Here is a 24,661-nt window from a genome sequence, read left to right on the forward strand (position 1 = left end):
GTGCGTTTTTCGTATATATAGAGGAGGGGGAGGTCGTTACATGAAAAAGTGGCAACAACAGATCCGTGGCTGGATGGCCAACTACTTGGAACTTCCTTCTGATGTCATGTTGGATTTGCCAAGGGTCACTACAATTGGAGACTTTCATGTATATATTGAAAACCACCAGGGTTTAGTGCATTTTTCAGAACAGGAGATCAGGCTGAAGTCAAGAAAAGGCTATATACGTCTGGTGGGTGAGGGATTTGTATTAAAGATGATGTTGTCGGAAGAGATTCTAGTCGAAGGTAAAATGCATTCGATCCTCTTTATGGATCAGTAACCAGCCCGTTCGAAGGAGGACCTCTATTATGAAACCCTTACAAGGAAAATTCATAAAAGGATACGTCACATTGATTATCCAAGGTACATATCCTGAACAATTCATAAATCTATGCGCAAAGGAAGGGGTGGTCATTTGGAATGCAAAAAAGCTATCTGACCACCAGCTTCAAGCTAATATCTACCTTGCTGACTTACCCGAGGTCAAACGAATCAGAAAGCGGACAAGGTTTAAAGTACGCTTGAAGCGTGGACAAGGACTCCCGTATATATGGAAAAGCTTTCTTGCTCAAAAACCATTATGGTTTGCTCTGATACTGACCGTGCTCCTGCTGGTGTTTGTATCCAATTTGGTTTGGTCTGTGCATATTGAAGGGCTGCCAAAAGAATTAGAGAAGAAAGTTGAAAAACAATTGCGCGAATATGGTGTCCAGCCTGGGGCGATATCTTTTCGATTAGAAGATAATGGTAAGCTCCAGCAAAAACTGCTGGATGATGTTCCAGAGTTGTTATGGATCGGTGTGGAAAAGAAGGGGACAGCCTATATCTTTCAGGGTGTCGAAAAAACATTAGTAGAAAAAGAAAATGCAATGCAGCCTGCTCATCTAGTTGCCGCAAAGAAAGGGATGATCCATTATATATATATCGCAAAAGGAAAACCGATGGTAGAAGTTAATGATTTCGTGGAAAAAGGTGAATTATTAGCTTCTGCCCAGCTGGATGAAAACGATGAGAAACTTATCCGTGCGGAAGGTGAAGTAATTGCAGAAACCTGGTATCGAGTCGAAGTATCAGCGAGTCAAACAGAAAAGATACAAACTGCCACAGGGGAATTTGAAAATAAATACCATATCAACATAGCTGGTTTTGAATTCCCCGTATGGGGATGGGGTAAAATAGACTATGAGGTCAAGAAAAAAGAAGAAGATTATCACCAGCTGAGCCTTTTTTCTAAATCGCTTCCGTTATATTGGAAAAAAACCACCATCTTTGAATTGAATCAATTACAGCATAAACGCTCGGAAAAAGAAGCTGCAGCGATAGCAATAGAGCAAGGAAAAAGGGACCTATTGAAAAAAATCCCAGAGGGTTCAAAAATTTTGGAAGAAAATATTTTGCACCAAAGTGTTGACAATGGTAAAGTAAAATTAATTCTATTTGTAAAAGTACATGAAGATATTGCAGTGATAAAGAATGTGAATCAAGGAGATTGAGTATGCAGGAAGACTTAAAAACGATTGACATACAACTAGATAATCCATCTGAAGCGTTAGCTTTATTTGGTACGGAAGATAGAAACCTGAAACAAATTGAAGAGCAGCTGCAAGTTTCCATCATATCCCGTGGAGAACATGTCAGTGCTTCTGGTCAAGGAGACAAGGCCAGGCTTGTAGAAGAAATATTGCTTTCCTTGCTGGCTTTAATTCGTAAAGGCCTGACGATAACAGAACGAGATGTCGTATATGCTGTCGAATTAGCCAAAAAAGGCAAGATCAATCAATTCGAGGCTTTATTTGAAGATGAAATCACCCGGAACGCCAAAGGTAAGTCCATCCGTGTCAAAACCTTGGGACAGCGCGGATATGTGTCAGCTATCCGTAATAATGATCTAGTGTTTGGCATTGGCCCGGCAGGTACCGGGAAAACTTATTTAGCGGTTGTCATGGCCGTGAATGCCCTGAAAAACGGGCAAGTGAAACGGATCATCCTGACTCGCCCTGCTGTGGAAGCTGGAGAAAGTCTTGGCTTTTTACCAGGTGATTTGAAAGAGAAGGTAGATCCATATCTTCGTCCTCTTTACGACTCTCTTCATGATGTATTAGGAACAGAACATACCGCACGTCTGATCGAGCGGGGCACCATCGAGATTGCACCACTGGCGTATATGCGGGGAAGAACATTGGATGATGCTTTTGCCATATTGGATGAAGCCCAAAATACAACTCCAGAGCAAATGAAAATGTTCTTGACCCGGCTTGGTTTTGGATCCAAAATGGTCATTACTGGTGATATCACTCAAGTGGATTTGCCGAAGGGTGTAAGATCCGGTCTGCGTGAGGCTGAGCTGCGCTTAAGGGATATTAAAGGTTCGTCGTTCATCCATCTTGATCAGACTGATGTCATTCGTCATCCATTAGTGCAACGGATAATAGACGCATATGAAAAGGATAAGAGTGAAGAAAAATAAGACCCGGTCCAAAGGGTCTTATTTTTAAATAAGCGGCTAGATCCTAGTGCTATTATTGGGATCCAATCCTTTAAAAGAAAACAGCTCAGGGAAGTGACGATGGTAAACTGTTTTTACCAAGGGTAGATGAGAATGATTTATATCTTACAACCATTTCAATAGAGGTTTAATTCGCATGGCAAAGCGGAACATGTTAAGGAACAGACCGATAAGAACAAGTCAATCGGACAGAATATGCAGTAAGAGATGAAAAAGCTCATCAAGGAGGCTGTACCAGTGATACAAATCGATTTCCACGACGAAACGAATACAGTAGATGAAGGTTATATCGATATGATTCAGCGGTTATTGAAGTTTGCAGCGGAAAAAGAAGAGGTACAAAATGAAGCGGAAATATCTGTGAATTTTGTGGATAATAAAGAAATACAAATTTTGAACCGGAATTACCGGCAGAAGGATACGCCTACGGATGTCATTTCGTTTGCTATGCAAGAAGAAGGCGAAGGAGAAATCCGGGTTATCGGGGAAGAAATACCGGTAGTACTCGGAGACATTGTGATTTCTGTTGATAAAGCAAAAGAGCAGGCGGAAGAATATCAGCATTCCCTAGAACGGGAATTAGGCTTCTTAGCTCTTCATGGTTTTCTTCATTTATTAGGATATGATCATTTGGAGGAAGAAGATGAGAAGAAAATGTTCCAAAAACAAGAGGATATTTTAAATGACTTCGGATTGGAACGGAAATAAAAAACGGGGAATCGGGTTTCGGTATGCATGGCGTGGGATAATTATAGTTGCAAAGACAGAAAGAAATATAAAAATCCACATAACAGCAGCCGTAATTGTGTTGATATTATCATGGCTATTGCATCTTTCTCCAGTAGAATGGACAGTTATATTGCTGATTATAGCGTTAGTATTGACCCTGGAGATGGTAAATACAAGTATCGAAAAAGCGATGGATCATTTAGCCCCTGATATCCATCCAGCTGTAGGTGCCATTAAAGACATCGCAGCTGGTGCAGTTCTGGTGGCTGCATTTTTTTCAGTCATCATTGGTTTGATTATTTTCCTTCCAAAAATAATGGCATTTCTATAGGCAGGCCATTTTATTAGAACTGTTTCAGGCCAGGGTAAAAAGATTGAAAGCTTTTGTCGAGTGCATGAATTTACAACTTTTCTATAGTAAAATAGTAAATACACACAGACCTCATTCACAAACGGAGGATACCACATGGACAATACATTCAAATCAGGGTTTATTGCGATCATAGGACGTCCTAATGTAGGGAAATCGACTTTTATGAATCGTGTGATAGGACAGAAGATTGCTATCATGAGCGATAAACCTCAAACGACTAGAAATAAAATACAAGGTGTCTGGACAGAAGATGATGCTCAAATTGTTTTTATTGATACACCTGGAATCCATAAGCCAAAACATAAGTTAGGGGATTTCATGGTGAAAGTTGCCGAGCAATCCTTAAATGAAGTGGACGCTATCATGTTTATGATCAATGCGGAAGAAGGTTATGGCCGCGGCGATCAATTCATCATTGATCGACTTGAAAAAGTAGATAAACCTGTGTTTCTCATCATCAATAAGATTGATAAGGTCCACCCTGATGATTTGCTTCCATTGATCGACCAGTACAGAGAAATGTATGATTTTGAAGAAATTATCCCTATTTCAGCTTTAGAAGGGAATAACGTCAGCCACTTATTAGAAGTGTTGAAAGCCCAGCTTCCTGAAGGACCACAATATTATCCGGAAGATCAAATCACAGACCACCCGGAAAGGTTCATCATAAGTGAAATGATTCGGGAAAAAGCATTACATTTGACAAGGGAGGAAGTCCCTCATTCTATTGCGGTAGTGATTGATGGAATCGAACATCGGGAGCAATCAGAAACCGTATATATTCAAGCTACTATTATCATTGAACGGCCCTCTCAAAAAGGAATCATAATTGGTAAACAAGGAAAAATGCTCAAAGAAATCGGGCAGCGCGCGAGAGAGGATATTGAGGCATTGTTAGGCACGAAAGTTTTTCTTGATTTGTGGGTGAAGGTCCAAAAAGATTGGCGAAATCGTCAGCTTCAGTTGAATGAGTATGGCTATCGGGACGATGAATATTAATTCATGGTAAATTTTAATATTCATGCTTTAAGCTGCTTGTAGCATCCTAAGAATGTCATGTTATTTTGTTTGAATAACTAACTTGAAAGGCGGTGTTTCTTGTGCTTGACTTACCATGGAAAGTTTTCAGTCAAACAGGAAACATAGAAACCTACTTGCTCATGAAAGAGATGGAAAAACAAGCACCTCAGGAAGAGGAATCACAGGAACAAGAGACAGTTTCTGGGCATGAAACTAATTTTTAGAACCAGAAAAGGTGAAAGCTTTGCTTGAAAAAATTGAAGGAATTGTTCTCCGAACAAAAGACTATGGCGAAACGCATAAAATTGTAACAATTTTTTCGCGGGAAAAAGGAAAATTCGCTGTCATGGCCAAAGGCGCAAAAAAGCCAAAAAGCAGAATGAGTTCAATTACCCAACCGTTTATTCACGGCCATTATTTGGTACAAACGGGGCGAAACCTTGGTTCTCTTAGCCAGGGAGAAGTAATTTCCTCGCTAAGAGGAGTTCGTGAAGATATTATCAAAACAGCTTATGCTGCTTATGTAGCAGAAATGACAGATAAAATGTTGGAAGAAAAACAGCCCGATCCATTTTTATTTCAACAATTCCTTCAAACATTGGTTTGGATAACAGAAGACAAAGATCCGGAAATTCTAACATTGATGTATGAACTGAAGTTATATAAGAAAGCAGGTTTTGCTCCACAACTGGATGCTTGTGTGAATTGCGGCAATGAAAATGGCCCCTTCTCCTTTTCTATAAAAGAAGGGGGCTTTTTATGTTTCCGTTGCAAGCATTTGGATCCAGAAGCCTATGGTTTGACTGAAAATATGGCTAAGTTGCTCCGGTTGTTTCTCCATATGGATGCCGCCCGCCTTGGAAATATATCAATAAAAGAAGAAAACAAAAAGAAATTAAGGCAGTTAATGGATGCTTACTATGACTATTACGGTGGATATTTCATTAAATCAAAAAAGTTTTTAAATCAGCTGGACCTTTTCAGGCCTGAAGATTGACAAATCATCTAACTTTCAAGTATGATGCTAATACCAATTAAACTTGTGCGTAGAAGGAAAGTAGTACCTATTCCCCTCGACTGAAGCGAACCTGTGATAGTGGGAGACAGGTGTTGAAGAAATAGGGAAGGCATTCCGGAGCAGCTTCTTCAAAGCGGCTTTCTTAACAGTAGAAAGCAAATAGGGTGGAACCGCGGGAAAACCTCGTCCCTATGTCATGAAAGTGGCATAGCGACGAGGTTTTTTTATGGACAAATTAAATACTTTCAATCGTGGAGGGATGATAACATGGATATTCAAAATATGATACTGACATTACAAAAACATTGGTCGGATCAAGGCTGTTTATTAATGCAAGCTTATGATGTAGAGAAGGGTGCCGGAACCATGTCACCAATGACGCTGCTCCGCAGTCTTGGACCGGAGCCGTGGAATGTTGCTTATGTAGAGCCTTCAAGAAGGCCAGCAGACGGAAGATATGGGGAAAACCCTAATCGTCTCTATCAGCACCATCAATTCCAGGTGATTATGAAGCCGTCGCCTGACAATATTCAGGAATTATACTTAGAATCATTGAAAGCACTAGGGATTGATCCATTGAAGCATGACATACGGTTTGTGGAAGATAACTGGGAGAACCCTACCCTGGGTGCTGCGGGATTAGGATGGGAAGTATGGCTCGACGGGATGGAGATTACCCAGTTCACCTACTTCCAGCAGATTGGCGGGCTTGAAGCGAAGCCGGTGGCTGCAGAAATCACTTACGGGCTGGAGCGTTTAGCTTCTTATATCCAGGATAAAGAAAATGTTTTTGAACTGGAATGGACCGATGGTGTCACAGTAGGAGATATTTTCTCTCAGCCTGAATATGAGCATTCTAAATATACATTTGAATCCTCTGACAGCGATATGCTGTTTGATTTATTCAGTATTTATGAAAAAGAAGCTGGCCGAGCGATGGAACTTGGCCTTGTATTTCCAGCGTATGATTATGTATTGAAATGTTCTCACACCTTCAACTTACTAGATGCAAAGGGTGTGATTTCTGTGACAGAGCGGACTGGTTATATATCGCGAGTCAGAAATTTAGCTCGAAAAATTGCAAAAACCTATGTAGATGAACGGGAACGTTTAGGATTCCCAATGCTGAAAGATAGGGAGGAAGCGTCCAATGAGTAAAACAGTTTTATTTGAAATCGGATTAGAAGAACTTCCAGCTCGGTTTATCGACGATGCTCTTGTACAGTTAGAAGAAAAAGCGAAACAATGGCTGGACGATTTGCGTCTTCCTTACGAAACCATTGCTACCATGGCTACACCACGCCGCCTGACCGTTAAAATCGAAGGTCTTGACGAAAAACAGCCAGATATCGAAGAAGTAGCAAAAGGTCCAGCAAAAAAAATCGCTCTGGACGAAGAGGGGAATTGGACGAAGGCCGCTATCGGGTTTACAAAAGGGCAAGGTAAAAGCGTCGAAGACATTTATTTCAAAGAAATCAAAGGGACTGAATATGTGCATATCAACAAGTTCATTGAAGGGGAAGCGACAAAAAATCTGATTGATCAATTCAAAGATGTAATCCTTTCTCTGAATTTTCCTAAAAACATGCGGTGGGGAGACAAGCAGCTTCGATATGCCCGACCGATTCGTTGGCTCGTTGCTCTTTATGGTAACGAAGTAATACCGTTTTCCATTGAAGGTGTACAAACAGGCAATACTACGTTCGGACATCGGTTTTTAGGAAAACAGGTTGTCATTGACGATGCAGAGAACTATGAAAATATTATGAAAGATCAGTTTGTCATAGCTGACGTCATGCTTCGTAAGGAAATGATTGCGGCACAAATTGAAAAGTTAGCTCAAGATAAAGAATGGAATATCCTAGTGGATGAAGAGTTATTAAACGAGGTTACGCACCTTGTGGAATACCCGACCGTTTTTTACGGGGCTTATAGTGAAGACTTTCTTGTGGTTCCAGAAGAAGCATTGATCACCTCTATGAAAGAACACCAACGTTATTTCCCTGTCCGTTCCCAGGAAGGGGAGCTGCTTCCTTATTTCGTAGCAGTTAGAAACGGGAATGAAAACCATTTGGACAATGTGGCCCGAGGTAATGAAAAGGTGTTGAAGGCAAGGCTGGCTGATGCCCGCTTCTTTTATGAAGAGGATCAGAAAATCACTATCGAGGAGAGTCTGGAAAAGTTATCACGAATGGTCTTTCAGGAAGACTTAGGTACTATTGCAGATAAGGTGAAGCGCACGGTGAAACTGTCCGATGCTGTCAGTGACCATCTACAGCTGGATAAGAATTCAAAGCAACAGGTAACCCGTACTGCAGAAATATGTAAATTTGATTTGGTCACTCATATGGTGGATGAGTTTCCAGAACTCCAGGGAATCATGGGGGAGAAGTATGCCAGGATCTTCGGAGAAGATGATGCAGTCGCTCAGGCGATTAATGAACATTATATGCCACGTCAAGCTAACGGAACCCTGCCTGAAACAGTTGCTGGGACAATTGTAAGTATAGCAGATAAGCTGGATACAATTGTTGGCTGTTTTTCCATCGGTATCATTCCATCTGGCTCTCAAGATCCCTATGGATTAAGAAGATCAGCAATCGGTATTCTCCAAATGCTTGACAAGCAAGCCTGGAATATTCGCCTGGAAACTTTAGTAGATACAGCGCTCAGCATGTATGTCGAACTTGGTTTGACAAACCGGTCAGAAGAAGAAGTAGCTGAGGCTCTAACGGAATTCTTCCATATTAGAGCAAGTTACCTGTTGCGGGAAGAAGGTGTAGCACCTGATATAGTCGAAGCTGTGTTGGCGAACGGAATTCAGCATGTACCATTTACAAAGGAAAAAGCAAAGCTGTTGGCATCAAAACGTAATGACGAAAGCTTCAAATCAACACACGAAGCCTTAGGCCGTGTCTTGAATTTGGCAAAAAAGACAAATGCAGAAGAAGTAGACAAAAATCTCTTTGAAAATGACACGGAACATGATTTATATAATACGTACCAAAAAATAAGCAGAGTGTATAAGGATGCGTTGAGTAAACACGATGCTGTCAAGGCTTTGGAAGCATTAGGTGACCTTGCAGAGCCAATCCATGCTTTCTTTGACAATACCATGGTTATGGCAGAAGATGAACGGCTGAAAGAAAACCGCTTAGGTTTATTAAACCTGATAGCGAGAGAAGTATATGCCTTTGCAGACTTGAATGCAGTGCAATGGAAACAGCAGTATTAAGCCTCCTTCTTTTACCCGCTTATAAAAATGAGCTATAATAGTTAAATAGTATGTCACAGTCAGTGATCAGGGTGGTGAAAGTATGGAACTTTCCAGCAGACAAGAACAGATTATCGAAATCGTGAAAGAGAACGGACCGATAACAGGTGAAAATATAGCAGACCAATTGCAATTGACGAGAGCAACACTAAGACCGGATCTCGCTATTCTGACAATGGCCGGATTTTTGGATGCACGTCCAAGAGTGGGTTATTTCTTCACAGGAAAAACCGGTTCAGAGTTATTGACGGAGAAGCTGAAAAAATTCAAGGTGCAGGAATATCAGTCAATACCGATTGTTGTAGAGGAAGATGTATCTGTTTATGATGCTATCTGTACAATGTTTCTTGAGGATGTCGGCACGTTGTTTGTCGTCGATAATAAATCCTTGCTATTAGGAGTTTTGTCTCGTAAAGACTTATTGCGAGCAAGTATAGGGAACCAGGATTTGAACTCTATTCCTGTCCATATCATTATGACACGGATGCCGAACATAACGGTGTGCAGGAAAGATGACTTATTACTCGACGCTGCACAAAAGCTTATTGATAAGCAGATTGATGGATTGCCAATCGTTAAAGATGTTGATGAAGGGCTTGAAGTGACAGGACGAATTACAAAAACAAATATGACGAAAGCATTAGTTGAACTAGGGCGCGACGAACATTTATAAGCATTCCGCTCTGACTAATAGGAGGGATTGGGATGGAGAAGCCATTGATATTTGTAATATCTGATTCTGTAGGTGAAACAGCAGAATTGGTTGTAAAGGCAGCACTAAGTCAGTTTGATGACGGCCCTTATGAAATTCAGCGTATTCCTTATGTTGAGGATGAGGGCACTATAAATGAAGCGGTATTGCAGGCAAAAGGAAAAAATGCAATGATCGGTTTTACGCTGGTAATCCCTGAACTAAGAGAGCACCTTTTGAAAAAGGCTAAAGAATACGAATTAGAATGTATCGATATCATGGGACCGATGATGGACAGTATGCAACGTTTCTTCAAAACAAAACCACGAATGGAGCCTGGACTTGTTCATAAGCTTGACGAGGATTATTTCAAAAGGGTGGAAGCAATCGAATTTGCCGTTAGGTATGATGATGGCAGAGATCCAAGAGGCATTTCCCGTGCAGACATCGTTCTCATCGGAGTATCACGCACGTCGAAAACTCCATTGTCCCAGTACCTGGCTCATAAAAGGCTGAAGGTGGCGAATGTGCCGATTGTTCCGGAAGTTGAGCCTCCTGAAGAGTTGTTTCATGTAGACAAGAAGAAGTGCATCGGGTTGAAGATAAGTCCTGAAAAACTGAACGATATCCGTAAGGAACGTTTGAAAGCTTTAGGATTAGGAGACCAGGCGAGTTATGCCAATATGGAGAGAATCAAACAAGAGCTTAATCATTTTAATGAAGTTGTAGATCGTATCGGCTGTGATGTGATTGATGTTTCCCATAAAGCCGTAGAAGAAACTGCAAATGTCATTATGAACAAATTAAGGAATGAACGTCAATCTTAGTAATAACTTAGTAATGAACAAAGAAAAATCGCGCCAAATTGGTAGAGGGCGCGATTTTTCCGTGAAAAAATAAAAAAAAGATAAAAAAATAAAAAAAAACTATAGCAATTACCAAATGTATGTATTATAATGTGTTTTTGTGTAAAAATGTATGGTAGCTAAACTATCGTTGTTATAGAAACAATTCTGAAAAATAAAACATTGAAGAAATAGGAGGATTTTGCGAGCCACTGTAGAATCTATGATAATGTTGCAAAATAGACCTGCTTTATATGTTGATGCCGATAGCTGTCCTGTCAAAGAGGAGATAGATCGAGTTTGCATAAAACATTCTATTGTACCTCGATATGTTGCCACTATAAACCATTATAGCCCTAACTCGGAATACGGTGACTGGAAAATCATCGATGACGCGGATCAGGCTGTAGATCTTTTTATTCTTAACAGGGTGAAAAAAGGAGATATAGTGATAACTCAAGATTTGTCATTTGCAGTGTTGTTGACCTCAAGAGGTGTTTACACAATAACCCCACGAGGTAAACTGATTGAAGAGGCGGATGCAGATGAAATCATGTTACGGAAACATTTAAGACAGAAGACTCAAAAGAGGGGCAATCGCATTAAAGGCCCACCGCCTCTACTTGAGCAGGACCGCCTAAACTTCCAGGATAAACTGGATGATTTTTTGTCGAAACATGAAGGTATTCTTTAATGAATATCGAATAAATCATAAAATACGGTGATAGTGATGGCTGGACATCTTCCAGAAGAAACCATAGATGAAATACGAAAATCCAATGATATCGTTGATGTCGTTGGTGAATATGTACAACTGAAGAAGCAGGGAAGGAATTATTTTGGGCTTTGTCCTTTCCATGGGGAAAACACCCCATCTTTTTCTGTTTCTCCAGATAAACAGATTTTCCACTGTTTCGGATGTGGTAAAGGCGGCAATGCTATCACATTCTTGATGGAGCTTGAAGGGTATGAATTTCTACAAGCTGTCAAACACCTCGCTGATAAAGGTGGTTATCAACTTCCTGACGAGGTAACTCTTAATCAGGAAGTGAGCTCACCCAGAAACGAGGAAGCTCAAAAAATCCTCGAAGCGCATCAATGGTTGAGTAAACTTTATCATCACCTGTTGAAACATACCAAAGAAGGTAAAGAAGGACTTGAGTATCTGCTGAGCAGGGGATTTACAGAGGAGATGATTGATCATTTCCATTTGGGTTATGCCCCGAATTCAAAAGACTTTGTCGTTCGTTTTCTTGAAAAGAAAGGGTATCATCCTCAATTAATGGTGAAAGCTGGGTTATTAAGTTCGAATGAATCAGGTGACTACAGCGATCGTTTCAGAGGCAGGGTTATTTTTCCAATACGCAACCATCTGGGAAAGACGGTGGCTTTTGGCGGTCGAGCTATACACGACCAGGAACCTAAGTATCTTAACAGCCCTGAAACAGAGCTTTTTCATAAAGGAAGACTGCTATACAACTTTGACTTGGCAAGAAGCGCTATCCGCAAACAAGGTTCCATCATACTGTTTGAAGGATACGTAGACGTTATCTCTGCTTATCAGGCAGGTGTTCATAATGGAGTGGGCACATTAGGAACTTCCATTACGGAACATCAGGCAAACCTGATTCGAAGATATGTAGAAGAAGCTATCATTTGTTACGATGGCGATCGGCCGGGTATAGAGGCATCTCTGAAAGCTGCCCGCCTACTAAGAAAAGCCGGCTGTACTGTTAAACTTGCCCGTCTTCCGGATGGAATGGATCCGGATGATTATATAAAAGTTAACGGGGCTGAAAAGTTCCAAAGAGAAGTTCTAGGAGCAAGCGATACCTATTTGGCCTTTATTATGAGACATCTCAGGAAAGAATATAATCTCAATTTAGAAGGGGATCGCATTGCTTATGTAGAAAGAGTAGTTAAGGAAGTTGCCACACTCGATCATGCAATTGAGAGAGAACACTATCTGAAGGAACTTGCCAATGAATTTGAATTGTCCTTAGAGACGCTTAAGCAGGAAGTATCAGAGTACCGGAGAAGAAGCGGATCCCCTGCAAAAGAGACAAAAAGAAAAAGACAATCCAATGTCAGTTCTGAACGCATTATGGAAAACAGACTGTTGCCTGCTTTCCATAATGCAGAAAGGGCACTGATTGCATATATGTTAAAAAACCCCCAGGTCGCTGATAAAGTACAGGCCGAATTAGGGGGAGGGTTCAATATCAGTGAACATCAGGTTATTGTTACTTATCTTTATGCATATTTTGAAGAAGGCAATGAACCGGATGTTAGTCATTTTGTTGAAAGATTACCAGAACCCGACCTGAAAAATTTAGTGGTTAAGCTTGCGATGATGCCTGTTCATAGTGAAATTTCCGAACGGGAAATCAATGATTATATTCGTTTGATACGCGCGGAACAAAGTGACAAAATGGATATCAAATCATTGGAAGAACAACAAAAACAGGCAGAGCAGCAAAATGATCCGATCAAGGCAGCTGAAATTGCCATGAAAATAATACAGATGAGAAGACAACTGAGAAGTTCGCAGTAAAAGATTTGTGATTTGTTGGAAGGAGGGGGACTTATGGCAGATAAGCCATTACGTTCTAAAGAAGCTGAAAATGAACTTACGCTGGACCAGGCAAAAGAACAATTGCTCGAAATAGGGAAAAAGCGTGGAGTTTTAGCATACGAAGAAGTTGCAGAACGTCTATCCAGTTTTGAACTGGAGTCTGAACAAATGGACGAATTTTATGAGTACCTGAATGAACAGGGTGTTGAGGTGATCGGTAACTCGGAAGAGGATCCGAACATGCAGCAGTTAAACAAGGAAGAAGAATTCGACCTGAACGATTTAAGCGTACCTCCTGGTGTCAAAATTAATGATCCAGTTCGTATGTACTTGAAAGAAATTGGGCGAGTAAATCTTTTGGCAGCAAAAGATGAAATTGATCTTGCTCAACGGATTGAAGAAGGCGATGAAGAAGCTAAGCGTGAACTGGCAGAGGCCAACTTACGTCTGGTGGTAAGTATCGCTAAACGTTATGTCGGCAGAGGCATGTTATTCCTCGACTTGATTCAGGAAGGTAATATGGGTCTAATCAAAGCCGTTGAAAAGTTTGATTACCGTAAAGGATACAAATTCAGCACCTATGCGACATGGTGGATCAGACAGGCGATCACACGAGCGATTGCTGACCAGGCACGTACGATTCGTATACCTGTCCACATGGTCGAAACGATCAATAAATTAATCCGCGTACAGCGACAGTTGCTGCAAGACTTTGGACGTGAACCTACTCCAGAAGAAATCGGCGAGGAAATGGAGCTTTCCCCTGACAAAGTAAGAGAGATATTGAAAATAGCGCAGGAGCCAGTCTCTTTAGAAACACCAATCGGGGAAGAGGATGATTCCCATCTTGGCGATTTCATTGAAGATCAGGAAGCAACCTCTCCTTCTGATCATGCAGCTTATGAGCTATTGAAAGAACAATTAGAAGATGTACTCGATACGTTAACAGATCGGGAAGAAAACGTTCTTCGCTTACGGTTCGGTTTAGATGACGGACGTACACGTACCCTCGAAGAGGTAGGTAAAGTGTTTGGCGTCACCCGCGAACGGATTCGTCAGATTGAAGCGAAAGCTTTAAGAAAACTGCGTCACCCTAGTAGAAGTAAACGATTAAAAGATTTCTTAGAATAGAATGTGACTCTTATGACCAGGAGCTAACCATTTTGTTCCTGGTCTATTTTACTGTTAATGGTGCTCCGGGGTGGTTATGATGACGAAAAATCGCACAGAAATCATCATTCAAGAAATCCAGTATTGGAAAACTAATCGCTTGCTGCCTGAATCCTATTGTGATTATTTGCTTGCTCTTTATACGAAAGGCGATGGGGTTAAAAATCCCATATCTATTTGGAAACAGATGTTTTTATATTTAAGATTGGCAGTAATATCTTTGTTGCTTCCAATCTCATTTCTTGTCATTTATTTTACTGAAACGGCTTTCATAATGCAAACAGTCATTTTGTCGATATTTGTAATTGGCGCTGGTTTAAGCGCAGTATTCCTACATAATAAACAGTCGATTGATTTTTACATTACTTCAATAGTTCATTTGTTATTTTTATTACTATGGAACCTTCATTTGTTATCGCTCTGGCAGACTGCAGTTTGGGCAGTGGTTTCCGTTGTGGTTATTCATTGTCTTTTCTGGTATTGGCTGGGGAAGCGGTGGGAGGTCCGTTTATTGAAATTTACAGGCTTACTAGGGTCAGTTTTTGCCCTTTTAACCATGTTTTTAAACTTTTAATTGGATAGCTCTTTCCTAAAGAAGAATTTTCAAGTAAAATAAATATAGTTTGTATTTTAGAGAAAGATATATATGGGACTACATAAGGAGGAAATGAACACATGAAAAGAAATCCAGTTATCCCATTCGCAATGATTGCTGTTATAGGGATCTTAACAATGTTCATCATTTCTTGGGTCGGGGTCGGCCAAAATGAAGCAATTAAGAATGAAGGGGAAAATGGAGGGGAGAAGCAGGAAGAGGCAAGCGCAAACCCTGAAGATATTTTCCAAAACAACTGTGCCAGCTGTCATGGAGCTGATCTTTCTGGTGGAAATGGTCCATCATTGCAGACGGTAGGCAGCAAGTATTCTAAAGAAGAGATACAAGATATCATCAAAAATGGTAAAGGACAAGCTATGCCGGCAGGTCTTATCCCAGCTGAGGAAGCGTCGGTTGTGGCAGAATGGCTGGCAGAAAAGAAATAATGTGATAAAAAGAGAGCTTTCTGGAAATTTCAGAAGGCTTTTCTTTTTGTACTCTAAGAGATCATAACTTTGTTAATGATAAAATTATAAATAACACTAAGTGTGTCGCCATAATTACTTGATGATAAGCCAAGTTTTTCTAAAAAATATGTTTAGTTTGAGAGAAAAGAGGAAGTCAAATGAATGAAAAGGTATTATCCAGACGTCTGCAGGTGGTAGCTTCCTATCTCCCTCGTGGAGCGAATTTTGCAGATATCGGCTCAGATCATGCTTACCTTCCTTGTTATGTTTGCCTTCAGGATCCAACCGCGACGGCAATAGCAGGAGAACTGAATGAAGGCCCATTTCAAAGTGCTCGAAAGGAAGTGGAAAGCAATGATTTGTCTGCCCGGATTGAAGTCCGCAAAGGAGATGGTCTTTCAGTACTCTCTAATGATGAAGTGGACCAGATAGTCATAGCAGGAATGGGTGGCACGTTGATCACAAATATCCTGGAGGAAGGAAAAGAGAAATTAGGTCGTACTTCACGAATTATCGTTCAGCCGAATGTAGATGCCAAATCACTGCGTAAATGGTTCTTTAACTACAATTATAAAATAACAGCTGAAGAAATAATCGAAGAAGCAGGGCACATTTATGAAGTCATTGTAGCTGAAAAAAATGATACTGGAAAGAAATTGCATTATTCAGAAAGAGAAATTTTATTCGGTCCATATTTAATGAATGAAAAATCTCCCGTATTTAAGAAGAAATGGATCGAGGAAAAAACAAAAAGAGAGTATGTGAAAAAAGAAATACAAAAGGCAGCCAATACTGATAACGATAAGATCGCTGCACTGGAATTAGAAATTTTATGGATCGAGGAGGTTTTGAAGGATGACTGAGACAATAACTGGAAATGAAGTTATTCGAGTTTTTGAACAAATGTCACCGAAGCATTTAGCTTTCGATTGGGATAAGGTAGGTTTACAAATAGGAACGTTGAATAAGCCGGTAAAAAATATCATGGTTACATTAGATGTATTGGAAAATGTAGTAGATGAGGCTGTGGAGAAACAAGTAGACTTGATTATTTCTCACCATCCCGTCATTTTTAAGCCGTTGAACCAAATAAATCCAGACACACCAAAAGGCCGTGTCATCCAAAAGCTGATCAAGCATGAAATTACCGTATATGCGGCACACACCAACCTTGATATAGCAGAGGGCGGTGTCAACGATGCGTTAGCACAGGCTTTAGAGTTGTCGGAAACAAAACCGCTTCTTGAAACCGGGAAGGATAAGTTAGTCAAGCTCATTGTATTCGTACCTGAAGATCATGCTGAGCAATTGAGACATGCGATGCATGATGCAGGAGCCGGACATATAGGTGATTACAGTAATGTTTCGTTCAGCATGCCAGGAAAAGGAAGGTTTATGCCGACAGAAGACGCAGATCCATTCTTAGGTAAAAGTGGAGAGATGGAAATCGTTGATGAACAAAGAGTCGAGTTCCTATTGCCACACTCCAAACTATCAAATGTGTTAAAAGCCATGCAGGAAGCCCATCCTTATGAAGAAGTAGCATACGATGTCTATACATTGCAAAACGAAGGCGACTCCTATGGTATTGGCAGAATCGGTACATTAAATGAGGAAATGACGTTAAGGAGCTTCTGTGGGCATATTAAGAAGAACTTGGATGTACCAAACCTTCGGGTAATTGGGGACTTAGAAGAGTCGGTACAAACGGTTGCCATTTTAGGGGGAAGCGGGGAAAAGTATATTTATGATGCTAAGCGTCAAGGAGCAGATGTATATCTGACAGGAGATATGACCTTTCATCCCGCTCAAGAGGCCGAGGAGATTGGATTAAAGGTAGTAGATCCAGGCCACCATGTAGAAAAAGTGATGAAAATAGCTGTGAAAACTTATTTAGATGAAAAGCTCAATCAAAAAGAAGACAAGTTGAACGTATATATTTCTGAAGCGAATACCGAACCATTCAAATTTATATAAGGAAAAGGCTGCCCTTATTGGAGGCCACTGAAAAAATCCTTTCTAATCTAAAAGAGCTATTAAAGTTTGTTGTTGATTCTCACGAATCGCTTGTCGGTGGATGCTTGCCGCGGGCACGGACTCAGCTAACTTGGTCAAGAAGATCACTTGACCAAGTGGATCTTCGGCTCGCGCTGTTCCCGCAGGCGTCTCCACCGAACGCTCATCGTGTAAGCAACAGAGGTAAAACGAAAAAGAGTGATTTTCTTTGATTTATAAAAGAAAGTCACTCTTTTTTCTTGTACAATGAAAGCAATACATAAAAGTGAGGATTCGATGTTAGACCGTCAATTATCCATGCATTTGAGTCAGTGCGATGGCGATTTTCACGGTTAATGTGAAACGAATCGTTAAACTAATGAAGGAATAGAGGGTACAAACCACTTGAAATTAGACGAAAAGCGGTCTGTATGGAAATTAAATTCCACACAGACCGCTTTTTTAAAAACTAGTTAGGCGCTTGTGCTTTTGGGCATCACTTACGCTTTTTTCTTAGTTTTGACTTTGGGTAAAATCTTCTTTTGTTCTACCTTAGATTCTCTGATCCAAGTGTTTTCATCAGACTCGTCATATTGCTCAATGAACTTTATTACTTCTTTTGTGATTGGTGTTGGAGTAGAAGCACCCGCAGTTACAGCTACTTTTTCGACTCCTTGCAGCCATTCTAATTGAATTTCGGTAACATCAGCAATACGATAAGCCTCAGTACCTGCAATTTCTTTAGAAACTTGTGCCAAACGATTGGAGTTGTTGCTCCGTGGGTCACCGACCACCAGGGTTAGGTCAGCATCTTTTGCCTGTTCGGATACTGCTTCCTGGCGAACCTGAGTCGCCATGCATATTTCCTGATGAAGCTCAACGTGCGGATATTTTTCTTTAATTTTTTCCATGACATCATAAACATCCCACTGACTCATGGTAGTTTGATTAGTAACCAATAATTTATCATGTTCAACATCCAATTGCTCGACATCCTCTTCGGTCTGGACGAGGTGTACTTTTCCTGGTGCTACACCTACTGCGCCCTCAGGCTCAGGGTGGCCTTTTTTACCAATATAAATGACTTCATATCCTTCAGCCACACGATCTCTGATCAAATTGTGTGTGTTAGTTACGTCAGGGCAGGTGGCATCCAGGACGGTCAATCCTTTTTCTTTGGCGCGTTCTTTCACTTCTGGTGAAACGCCATGGGCAGTGAAAATCACTGTACCATCATTAATGCCTTCTAATATATCTAAACGATTTTTACCATCCAGTGTAATGATTCCTTGATCTTTAAAAGCTTCGGTTACATGTGTGTTATGCACAATCATACCTAGAATATATATCGGACGTGGTAAATTGGGGTCCTTAGACGCGTTTTGGGCGATTACCATGGCATCGACCACCCCATAGCAATAACCGCGCGGTGCTATTTTAATTACTTCCATGCTTGTTGGTTCCCCCTCTGAAAATAAAAATAAATCATCTTTCTTGCATGCATCAATTTCATTATAAAGGGAAAAGTGGAAGATGACAAAGAAGAGCTGTTTATAAGCGTGCAATTGTTGCTTGTGTCTACTATAATGAGGAAGGAAGTTTTTTTACCTGCAAAGTTCAGGGTCACTCTGAACTTGTCTATAAAAAGGAGTAATTATATGAAAAATCATGAGTTCAATCAGTTCGCTATCCATCCAGTAGTCAGTGATATTATTTCTAAATATGGATTTATCGAGCCGACTCCCATTCAGCAACAGGTTATACCAGCGGCTTTAAGAGGAGAGAGCATAATCGGCCAGTCCCATACGGGATCGGGAAAAACACATTCTTATTTGCTGCCGTTGATAAATGATTTAGACGAAACAAAAAATCATGTTCAATTTGTCATAACAGCTCCAACACGGGAGCTTGCTATCCAAATATATGATGAAGTGCGTAAAAGCATCCATTTTGCTGAAAAAGACCATCGCTGGAGAGCGAAGCTGCTTATCGGAGGGACAGATAAGCAGAAAACAGTGGAAAAATTGAAAGAACCGCCACATATTGTTGTGGGAACTCCCGGACGTATCCTGGATTTAGTGAAGGACGAAGCGCTTGATTTGCACCAGGCGAACGCTTTTGTATTGGATGAAGCTGATTTGATGCTTGATTTAGGTTTTATCGACGATGTCGATCAAATACTTATTCGAATGAAACCTGAAGTACAACTATTGGTATTTTCAGCAACTATACCTGAACGACTTCAGCCATTTTTGAAAAAATATCTCGCTAATCCGACTTATATTCATATTCAGGATGAAACACCTTCACCTGCTTTAATGGAGCATCGACTGATTCCGTTACGTCATCGCTCTCCTTCCGAAATGATCATAAATATTTCTAAAGTGATTCAGCCGTATTTGGCAATTATTTTCACCAATGGAAAAGAGCATGCAGATAGTCTTGCAGGAGAATTGCAAGAAAAAGGGTTGGAAGTCGGGGTCATTCACGGGGGACTATCTCCCCGGGAACGAAAACGGATGTTGAAAGAATTACAAAGCTTACGCTACCAATATATTGTTGCAACTGACCTTGCTTCGCGTGGAATAGATATTCAAGGGGTCAGCCATGTCATTAATGCGCAGATGCCAAAGGAAGAAGAGTTTTATATCCACCGTGTTGGTCGAACGGCTCGTGCCGGTCTGGAGGGTACGGCAATCAACCTATTTAACGATTACGACCTTCCATTGGTCCAGCGTTTAGAGAAGAAAGGTATTTCATTCGATTATTATGATATCCGTAATGGAGAATGGAAAGAAGTAAAACCTTACAACGAACGGCAAAAACGTGAAAAAACAAAAGAATCAACCGTTGAAAAGCAGGCATGGAATATGGTGAAAAAACCGAAAAAAGTAAAGCCTGGATATAAAAAGAAAATGAAGCAACAAGCGGAAAAGAACATGAAAAAATTAAAGAGAAATAATTTTAAGAAGAAATAATATCGATGACAGAGGTGTAGTGTTATGGTGAAGATTGGTTCACACGTTTCAATGAAGGGGAAAAAGATGTTGTTAGGAGCAAGTGAAGAGGCAGCATCCTACGGTTCAAACACTTTTATGATTTATACCGGTGCTCCACAAAATACACGCAGAAGACCGATAGAAGAATTAAATATCGAAGCTGGCCTGGAACATATGGAAGCACATGAAATTGGCGACATTGTTGTTCACGCTCCATACATTATCAATGTAGGCAATACGACAAAGCCGGAAACGTTTCAACTAGGTGTCGACTTTTTAAGAAATGAAATCCTCAGGACAGAAGCCATCGGTGCTGAACAGATTGTATTGCACCCGGGCTCTCATGTGGGTGCAGGAGCAGACCAGGGGATAGACAAGATCATTTCTGGTTTAAATGAAGTGCTGCATAAAGACCAAAAAGCCCAGATTGCTTTAGAAACAATGGCAGGTAAAGGCTCGGAATGCGGCCGGACCTTTGAAGAATTAGCTAAGATCATCGATGGCGTAGAAATGAATGACAAATTATCCATTTGTCTCGATACTTGTCACATTCATGATGCCGGTTATGATGTCGTCAATGATTTCGATGGTGTCCTTGAAGAGTTTGATAAGATTATCGGATTGGATCGCCTGAAAGTTATTCATGTTAACGATAGTAAAAATGAACGCGGCGCAGCCAAAGACCGTCATGAAAACATCGGGTTTGGTCATATTGGTTTTGATGCACTTAGTTACGTTGTTCATCATCCTCAATTGAAGGATTTGCCTAAAATTCTTGAAACTCCTTATGTGGGAGAAGATAAGAAAAATAAGAAACCTCCATATAAATTTGAAATCGAAATGTTGAAAGCTAAAACTTTTGATGAAGACCTAAAAGATAAAATCACGCAACAATAATAAAAAGCGCACCACCTCGAAATTGGAGAGGTGGTGCGCTTTTTCATTTAAGTAAGTGACTCACACCGTATTCTTTAGCCATTTGATGAAGAATACGATTCACTTTTTTTGCTGTCTCAGGACTAGTGATCGCAGCTAACTTCTTTAACATGGCCATGCGTTCGCTGGCATTTAACGGATTAAAATTATTCTGTTTTAATTCTTTGATAATCTGGTTTGCTTCCTGCTTGGTAATCTGTATATTGAATTTGTCGCTATATTTTAATATATCTTTTGTGGTTAACTGCTTCAACTTTTGGGTAATTATATGTTGTGCCATATCTTTCATAGCTGAACCTCCTCGACACGAATACTCTTTACAACTTATTCCTACATAATGGAAACGTGAATGGTAAGTTAAGGAATATAACGTTTATCAATTGCTTTCTAACAACTAGTCCGTTAGTATCGGTTGATGAGTCCATTTCTCTAGTGTATTCGTAAAGAAGCGGAATTTGTACTCATTATAAGGAGTGAAGGAATGAAATCATTAAAGAAAATGATCCAAATTGGAGCAACCGTGTTCCTTGTCGGCTTATTCTTTTTTGTTACCCATATTTTAAAAGATGATTCAAAAACTACTGCAGAAGGTAATGATTCTGTAGAAGAGGAAACAAATGAAAAAATCGCAGCAGACAGTGCGCTGTCAGCCACGCCAAAACAATCACAAAAGCTTGAAGAAGGATATTATGAATGGCACGAGATGGAATTGACAGCAGATCGCTTAGTAAAAGAGAGCCAGGGAAGATTCAAGAAATCCTGGGCCATGTATCTTGTCAGAGAAGCAGAACGGTATGAAATAGACCCATTTCTGGTTTATGAGTTATTAAAAGTGGAGACAGGTGACACATTTAACCCTGAATTGGTTGGGCCGGCTACGAAATATGGGCGAGCCTATGGCATGGCACAATTCATGAAAAACACCGCTCCATGGATTGCTGACATGGGAGGACTTCCATATAAAGATGAATTATTATTCGACCCGTATTATTCTATGCAGTTATCGATGATATACCTGGATTACCTGCACGGGAAATATGGTAACTGGAATGAAGCCTTGACAGCTTATCATCGTGGAATGGGCGGTTTAGAAAATTATAAGGAAAAAAACGGACACGCGAGAAGCTGGTATGCGGTTGAAATACAAGAAAACGCAGAAACGCATCCAACATTCGCTTCAGCCAATTGACTAAAAACGTTATTGGACAGGATACAGCCTGTTCAATAACGTTTTTTGTTTTACTTCTTAGTCATGTAATTATTACCTTGTAAGTTTAAAGGGAACCTGCAGACAATATGAAGGAATCTCCATAAAGAAAGCGAGGGTGTCAAAATGGATGATTCCAACAAGCGCTCAACCTATGATGAGGTAGAACATGGACCTCATTATGGAGATGACAACAAGCAGGAAGAAAAACAGGGGCTGGTTTATCATGACGAGCCTTATCGAGCACAGGAGCATCAAGAAGAGTTTGCGCAAGAACTTGCGATGAGTCCCAATGAAACCATAAAAACTGAAGAACAAGAGACAGAAATGCAAACAGAAGTGAAAACCGGCATGGGCTGGTTGGCTCTGATACTTGCGGGGTTGTCTTTATTCTTCGCTCCTATCCTTATGGGCGGAGCAGGGATTGTACTTGGATTCATCTCAAGGAGAAGAGGGGCCGAAACCTTGGGTAACACAGCTATATTCATTGGTGTGGCTTCGATTCTCTTATCACTCTTCTTCAACCCGTTTTAGGTGTAAACAAGCGATGGTAAGCTGGTTTCCTGTCAATAAAAAAAGTGAGCCCAATGGGCTCATTTTTTTATGCTTCCTGTTTTTGTTTCTTATAATGCTCTTCAGCAAGTTTATCTACTTCTTTTTTCAATTCTTCCACCATGATGTCCTCAGGTACCTTACGAATGATTTCACCGTGACGGAATAATAAACCTTCGCCCCGGGCCCCTGCGATTCCGATGTCTGCTTCACGAGCTTCTCCTGGGCCATTTACTGCACAGCCAAGTACAGCTACTTTTATAGGTGCTTTTATTGTTGATATATATTCTTCCACTTCATTTGCAATGGAAATCAAATCGATTTCTATACGACCGCATGTAGGGCAGGAAATCAAGGTAGCAGCATTGGCAGCCAGCCCAAATGATTTCAGTAATTCCCGCCCGACTTTGACTTCTTCCACCGGGTCGGCACTTAAAGAAATACGCAGTGTACTGCCGATGCCTTTACTTAAGATAGCACCAAGCCCCGCCGCACTTTTTACAGTTCCAGCGAATTGTGTGCCGGATTCGGTAATACCAAGGTGCAATGGATACTTAATTGCTTCAGCCGCTTTTGTATAAGCTTCAATGGCAAGCTGGACATCTGAGGCTTTTAAGGAAACAATAATATCATGAAAATCAAGGTCTTCAAGAATTTTGATATGATGTAAGGCACTCTCTACCATACCATCTGCTGTTGGATAGCCATACTTTTTAAGGATATGCTTTTCTAACGATCCAGCGTTTACTCCGATACGTATAGGAATGCCTCTTTTTTTAGCGGCATTTACCACTGCCTCTACTTTCTCACGGCGGCCGATATTTCCAGGGTTGATACGAATTTTATCTGCTCCGCCTTCGATTGCTTTCAATGCCATTTTATAATCAAAGTGTATATCAACTACTAGTGGAATATTAATACGTTTTTTAATTTCAGGGATGGCATCCGCAGCACGATCGTCTGGGCATGCTACCCTCACAACTTGGCATCCGGCTTCTTCTAAACGGTGAATTTCGTTTACTGTAGCTTCTACATCATGAGTTTTTGTTGTAGTCATGGATTGAACAACAACCTGGTCCGAACCACCAATTATCAAATCGCCGACTCTGACTGGCCGGGTATCTTTTCTATGCGTAATTGCCATAAGTGAAACGCTCCTTTGTTTGTTCACATTGAAGGGTATTTTTTTATACCATCCCTTATTATAATGCCTAAATGTTTAAATGAGAAGTAAGATTACTTAGATTATCTATTCTAAGTGAGCTTTTTCATATAATGGAAAATAATAAACCTTATCAATTGTAAGACTGGAGGGGTCTATACCAGGGTTCAATTGTTGAAAATCTTCAAGCATATCATCCATAGGATGGTAATACACACCATTGTGGAGTTGTTCCATGATAGAAAGTACCGTATCTCCAGCTTTCACTTTAACTGGAACCTTTTGGTTGAAACGTAACGGAGGCTCGAGTATGTCTGCCTGTGGAGGTGGAGGATCCTCTGTGGTATTTACTTTATTATCTGATTCGCTTCGGTTGATCGTAGTACCGACAGTCAAGTCTTTGTATAAACTGACTAAAAGCAGTATTATTAAAATAAATAATCCCAATTTCTTCACACTAACAGTCACCCCCATTAAATGATATATGTGTACTATTCGCCCTATA

General features: G+C 40.5%; 27 protein-coding genes and 1 other annotated feature. Of the genes, 23 read left to right on the forward strand and 4 right to left on the reverse strand.

All coding sequences use genetic code 11. From position 1 onward, the window contains the following. The first annotated feature begins 40 nt into the window (after positions 1–40). From yqfC to ACGTN9_RS03895, 19 genes are all read left to right on the forward strand, one after another. Complete coding sequence (gene yqfC / locus ACGTN9_RS03805) at positions 41–322, forward strand: sporulation protein YqfC (RefSeq protein ID WP_499590714.1); 282 nt, start codon at positions 41–43, stop codon at positions 320–322. A gap of 28 nt (positions 323–350) precedes the next feature. After that, the gene (yqfD, locus tag ACGTN9_RS03810; RefSeq protein WP_499590716.1) at positions 351–1,535 is read left to right on the forward strand and encodes a sporulation protein YqfD; all 1,185 of its coding nucleotides are present in this window, start codon (positions 351–353) and stop codon (positions 1,533–1,535) included. Between the two features lie 2 nt (positions 1,536–1,537). Continuing rightward, entirely contained in the window at positions 1,538–2,509 is a 972-nt protein-coding gene (locus ACGTN9_RS03815) for a PhoH family protein (RefSeq protein ID WP_499590719.1), read from the forward strand. Between the two features lie 279 nt (positions 2,510–2,788). Further along, the gene (ybeY, locus tag ACGTN9_RS03820) at positions 2,789–3,256 is read left to right on the forward strand and encodes an rRNA maturation RNase YbeY (protein ID WP_499591277.1); all 468 of its coding nucleotides are present in this window, start codon (positions 2,789–2,791) and stop codon (positions 3,254–3,256) included. Continuing rightward, positions 3,231–3,608: a diacylglycerol kinase family protein gene (locus ACGTN9_RS03825; protein WP_499590721.1), complete on the forward strand. Its 378-nt coding sequence runs from the start codon at positions 3,231–3,233 to the stop codon at positions 3,606–3,608. The genes ybeY and ACGTN9_RS03825 overlap by 26 nt, the downstream gene beginning before the upstream one ends. Positions 3,609–3,743: 135 nt before the next feature. Beyond that, on the forward strand, positions 3,744–4,649 hold the full coding sequence (era, locus tag ACGTN9_RS03830; RefSeq protein WP_499590723.1) for a GTPase Era: 906 nt from the start codon (positions 3,744–3,746) through the stop codon (positions 4,647–4,649). 101 nt (positions 4,650–4,750) lie between these two features. Beyond that, positions 4,751–4,894 carry a YqzL family protein gene (locus ACGTN9_RS03835; protein WP_499590725.1) on the forward strand — a complete coding sequence of 48 codons (144 nt, stop codon included), beginning with the start codon at positions 4,751–4,753 and terminating at the stop codon, positions 4,892–4,894. 20 nt (positions 4,895–4,914) lie between these two features. Then, positions 4,915–5,667 (forward strand): DNA repair protein RecO, encoded by a 753-nt coding sequence (gene recO / locus ACGTN9_RS03840; protein WP_499591279.1) that lies wholly within the window; start codon positions 4,915–4,917, stop codon positions 5,665–5,667. A gap of 41 nt (positions 5,668–5,708) precedes the next feature. Further along, positions 5,709–5,882 (forward strand) — a binding site (T-box leader). A gap of 73 nt (positions 5,883–5,955) precedes the next feature. After that, positions 5,956–6,846: a glycine--tRNA ligase subunit alpha gene (gene glyQ, locus ACGTN9_RS03845; protein ID WP_499590727.1), complete on the forward strand. Its 891-nt coding sequence runs from the start codon at positions 5,956–5,958 to the stop codon at positions 6,844–6,846. Then, the gene (glyS, locus tag ACGTN9_RS03850; protein ID WP_499590729.1) at positions 6,839–8,923 is read left to right on the forward strand and encodes a glycine--tRNA ligase subunit beta; all 2,085 of its coding nucleotides are present in this window, start codon (positions 6,839–6,841) and stop codon (positions 8,921–8,923) included. The genes glyQ and glyS overlap by 8 nt, the downstream gene beginning before the upstream one ends. An 82-nt stretch (positions 8,924–9,005) precedes the next feature. Beyond that, on the forward strand, positions 9,006–9,635 hold the full coding sequence (gene ccpN, locus ACGTN9_RS03855; protein WP_028783245.1) for a transcriptional regulator CcpN: 630 nt from the start codon (positions 9,006–9,008) through the stop codon (positions 9,633–9,635). Positions 9,636–9,667: 32 nt separating this feature from the next. Continuing rightward, complete coding sequence (locus ACGTN9_RS03860) at positions 9,668–10,480, forward strand: pyruvate, water dikinase regulatory protein (RefSeq protein WP_499590731.1); 813 nt, start codon at positions 9,668–9,670, stop codon at positions 10,478–10,480. Between the two features lie 241 nt (positions 10,481–10,721). Continuing rightward, positions 10,722–11,192 (forward strand): YaiI/YqxD family protein, encoded by a 471-nt coding sequence (locus ACGTN9_RS03865; RefSeq protein WP_499590733.1) that lies wholly within the window; start codon positions 10,722–10,724, stop codon positions 11,190–11,192. A 36-nt stretch (positions 11,193–11,228) separates the two neighbouring features. Beyond that, positions 11,229–13,052, forward strand: a complete 1,824-nt coding sequence (gene dnaG / locus ACGTN9_RS03870) for a DNA primase (protein ID WP_499590735.1) — start codon at positions 11,229–11,231, stop codon at positions 13,050–13,052. Between the two features lie 33 nt (positions 13,053–13,085). After that, positions 13,086–14,204, forward strand: a complete 1,119-nt coding sequence (gene rpoD / locus ACGTN9_RS03875; RefSeq protein ID WP_499590737.1) for an RNA polymerase sigma factor RpoD — start codon at positions 13,086–13,088, stop codon at positions 14,202–14,204. Between the two features lie 79 nt (positions 14,205–14,283). Then, complete coding sequence (locus ACGTN9_RS03880) at positions 14,284–14,817, forward strand: hypothetical protein (RefSeq protein ID WP_499590739.1); 534 nt, start codon at positions 14,284–14,286, stop codon at positions 14,815–14,817. A gap of 101 nt (positions 14,818–14,918) precedes the next feature. Further along, positions 14,919–15,284 carry a cytochrome c550 gene (gene cccA, locus ACGTN9_RS03885; protein WP_499590741.1) on the forward strand — a complete coding sequence of 122 codons (366 nt, stop codon included), beginning with the start codon at positions 14,919–14,921 and terminating at the stop codon, positions 15,282–15,284. Positions 15,285–15,463: 179 nt separating this feature from the next. Then, the gene (locus tag ACGTN9_RS03890) at positions 15,464–16,168 is read left to right on the forward strand and encodes a tRNA (adenine(22)-N(1))-methyltransferase (RefSeq protein ID WP_499590743.1); all 705 of its coding nucleotides are present in this window, start codon (positions 15,464–15,466) and stop codon (positions 16,166–16,168) included. Next, complete coding sequence (locus tag ACGTN9_RS03895) at positions 16,161–17,282, forward strand: Nif3-like dinuclear metal center hexameric protein (protein WP_499590745.1); 1,122 nt, start codon at positions 16,161–16,163, stop codon at positions 17,280–17,282. The genes ACGTN9_RS03890 and ACGTN9_RS03895 overlap by 8 nt, the downstream gene beginning before the upstream one ends. 518 nt (positions 17,283–17,800) lie before the next feature. Here ACGTN9_RS03895 and ACGTN9_RS03900 read toward each other — a convergent pair. Further along, positions 17,801–18,751, reverse strand: coding sequence for a 4-hydroxy-3-methylbut-2-enyl diphosphate reductase (locus ACGTN9_RS03900; RefSeq protein WP_499590747.1), 951 nt, complete (start codon positions 18,749–18,751; stop codon positions 17,801–17,803). A gap of 207 nt (positions 18,752–18,958) precedes the next feature. Here ACGTN9_RS03900 and ACGTN9_RS03905 point away from each other — a divergent pair, with 207 nt between their 5' ends. Further along, a complete protein-coding gene (locus tag ACGTN9_RS03905; RefSeq protein ID WP_499590749.1) occupies positions 18,959–20,278 on the forward strand; it encodes a DEAD/DEAH box helicase in 1,320 nt (439 codons plus the stop codon). Between the two features lie 24 nt (positions 20,279–20,302). Then, entirely contained in the window at positions 20,303–21,196 is an 894-nt protein-coding gene (locus ACGTN9_RS03910) for a deoxyribonuclease IV (RefSeq protein WP_499590751.1), read from the forward strand. Between the two features lie 43 nt (positions 21,197–21,239). Here ACGTN9_RS03910 and ACGTN9_RS03915 read toward each other — a convergent pair whose 3' ends face one another. After that, complete coding sequence (locus ACGTN9_RS03915; RefSeq protein WP_499590753.1) at positions 21,240–21,524, reverse strand: DUF2624 family protein; 285 nt, start codon at positions 21,522–21,524, stop codon at positions 21,240–21,242. A gap of 192 nt (positions 21,525–21,716) precedes the next feature. Here ACGTN9_RS03915 and ACGTN9_RS03920 point away from each other — a divergent pair, with 192 nt between their 5' ends. Continuing rightward, on the forward strand, positions 21,717–22,424 hold the full coding sequence (locus ACGTN9_RS03920; protein WP_499590755.1) for a lytic transglycosylase domain-containing protein: 708 nt from the start codon (positions 21,717–21,719) through the stop codon (positions 22,422–22,424). Positions 22,425–22,568: 144 nt separating this feature from the next. Next, positions 22,569–22,976, forward strand: a complete 408-nt coding sequence (locus ACGTN9_RS03925) for a hypothetical protein (RefSeq protein ID WP_499590757.1) — start codon at positions 22,569–22,571, stop codon at positions 22,974–22,976. 67 nt (positions 22,977–23,043) lie between these two features. On the opposite strand, the gene ispG is transcribed toward ACGTN9_RS03925, so the two are convergent. Together ispG and yqfZ are read right to left on the reverse strand one after the other, a co-directional pair. After that, on the reverse strand, positions 23,044–24,138 hold the full coding sequence (gene ispG, locus ACGTN9_RS03930) for a flavodoxin-dependent (E)-4-hydroxy-3-methylbut-2-enyl-diphosphate synthase (protein ID WP_499590759.1): 1,095 nt from the start codon (positions 24,136–24,138) through the stop codon (positions 23,044–23,046). 105 nt (positions 24,139–24,243) lie between these two features. After that, entirely contained in the window at positions 24,244–24,612 is a 369-nt protein-coding gene (yqfZ, locus tag ACGTN9_RS03935; RefSeq protein ID WP_499590761.1) for a protein YqfZ, read from the reverse strand. Positions 24,613–24,661 lie beyond the last annotated feature (49 nt).

Origin of the sequence: Halobacillus sp. B23F22_5 (assembly GCF_043497085.1) — a bacterium.
Lineage (GTDB): Bacteria > Bacillota > Bacilli > Bacillales > Halobacillaceae > Thalassobacillus.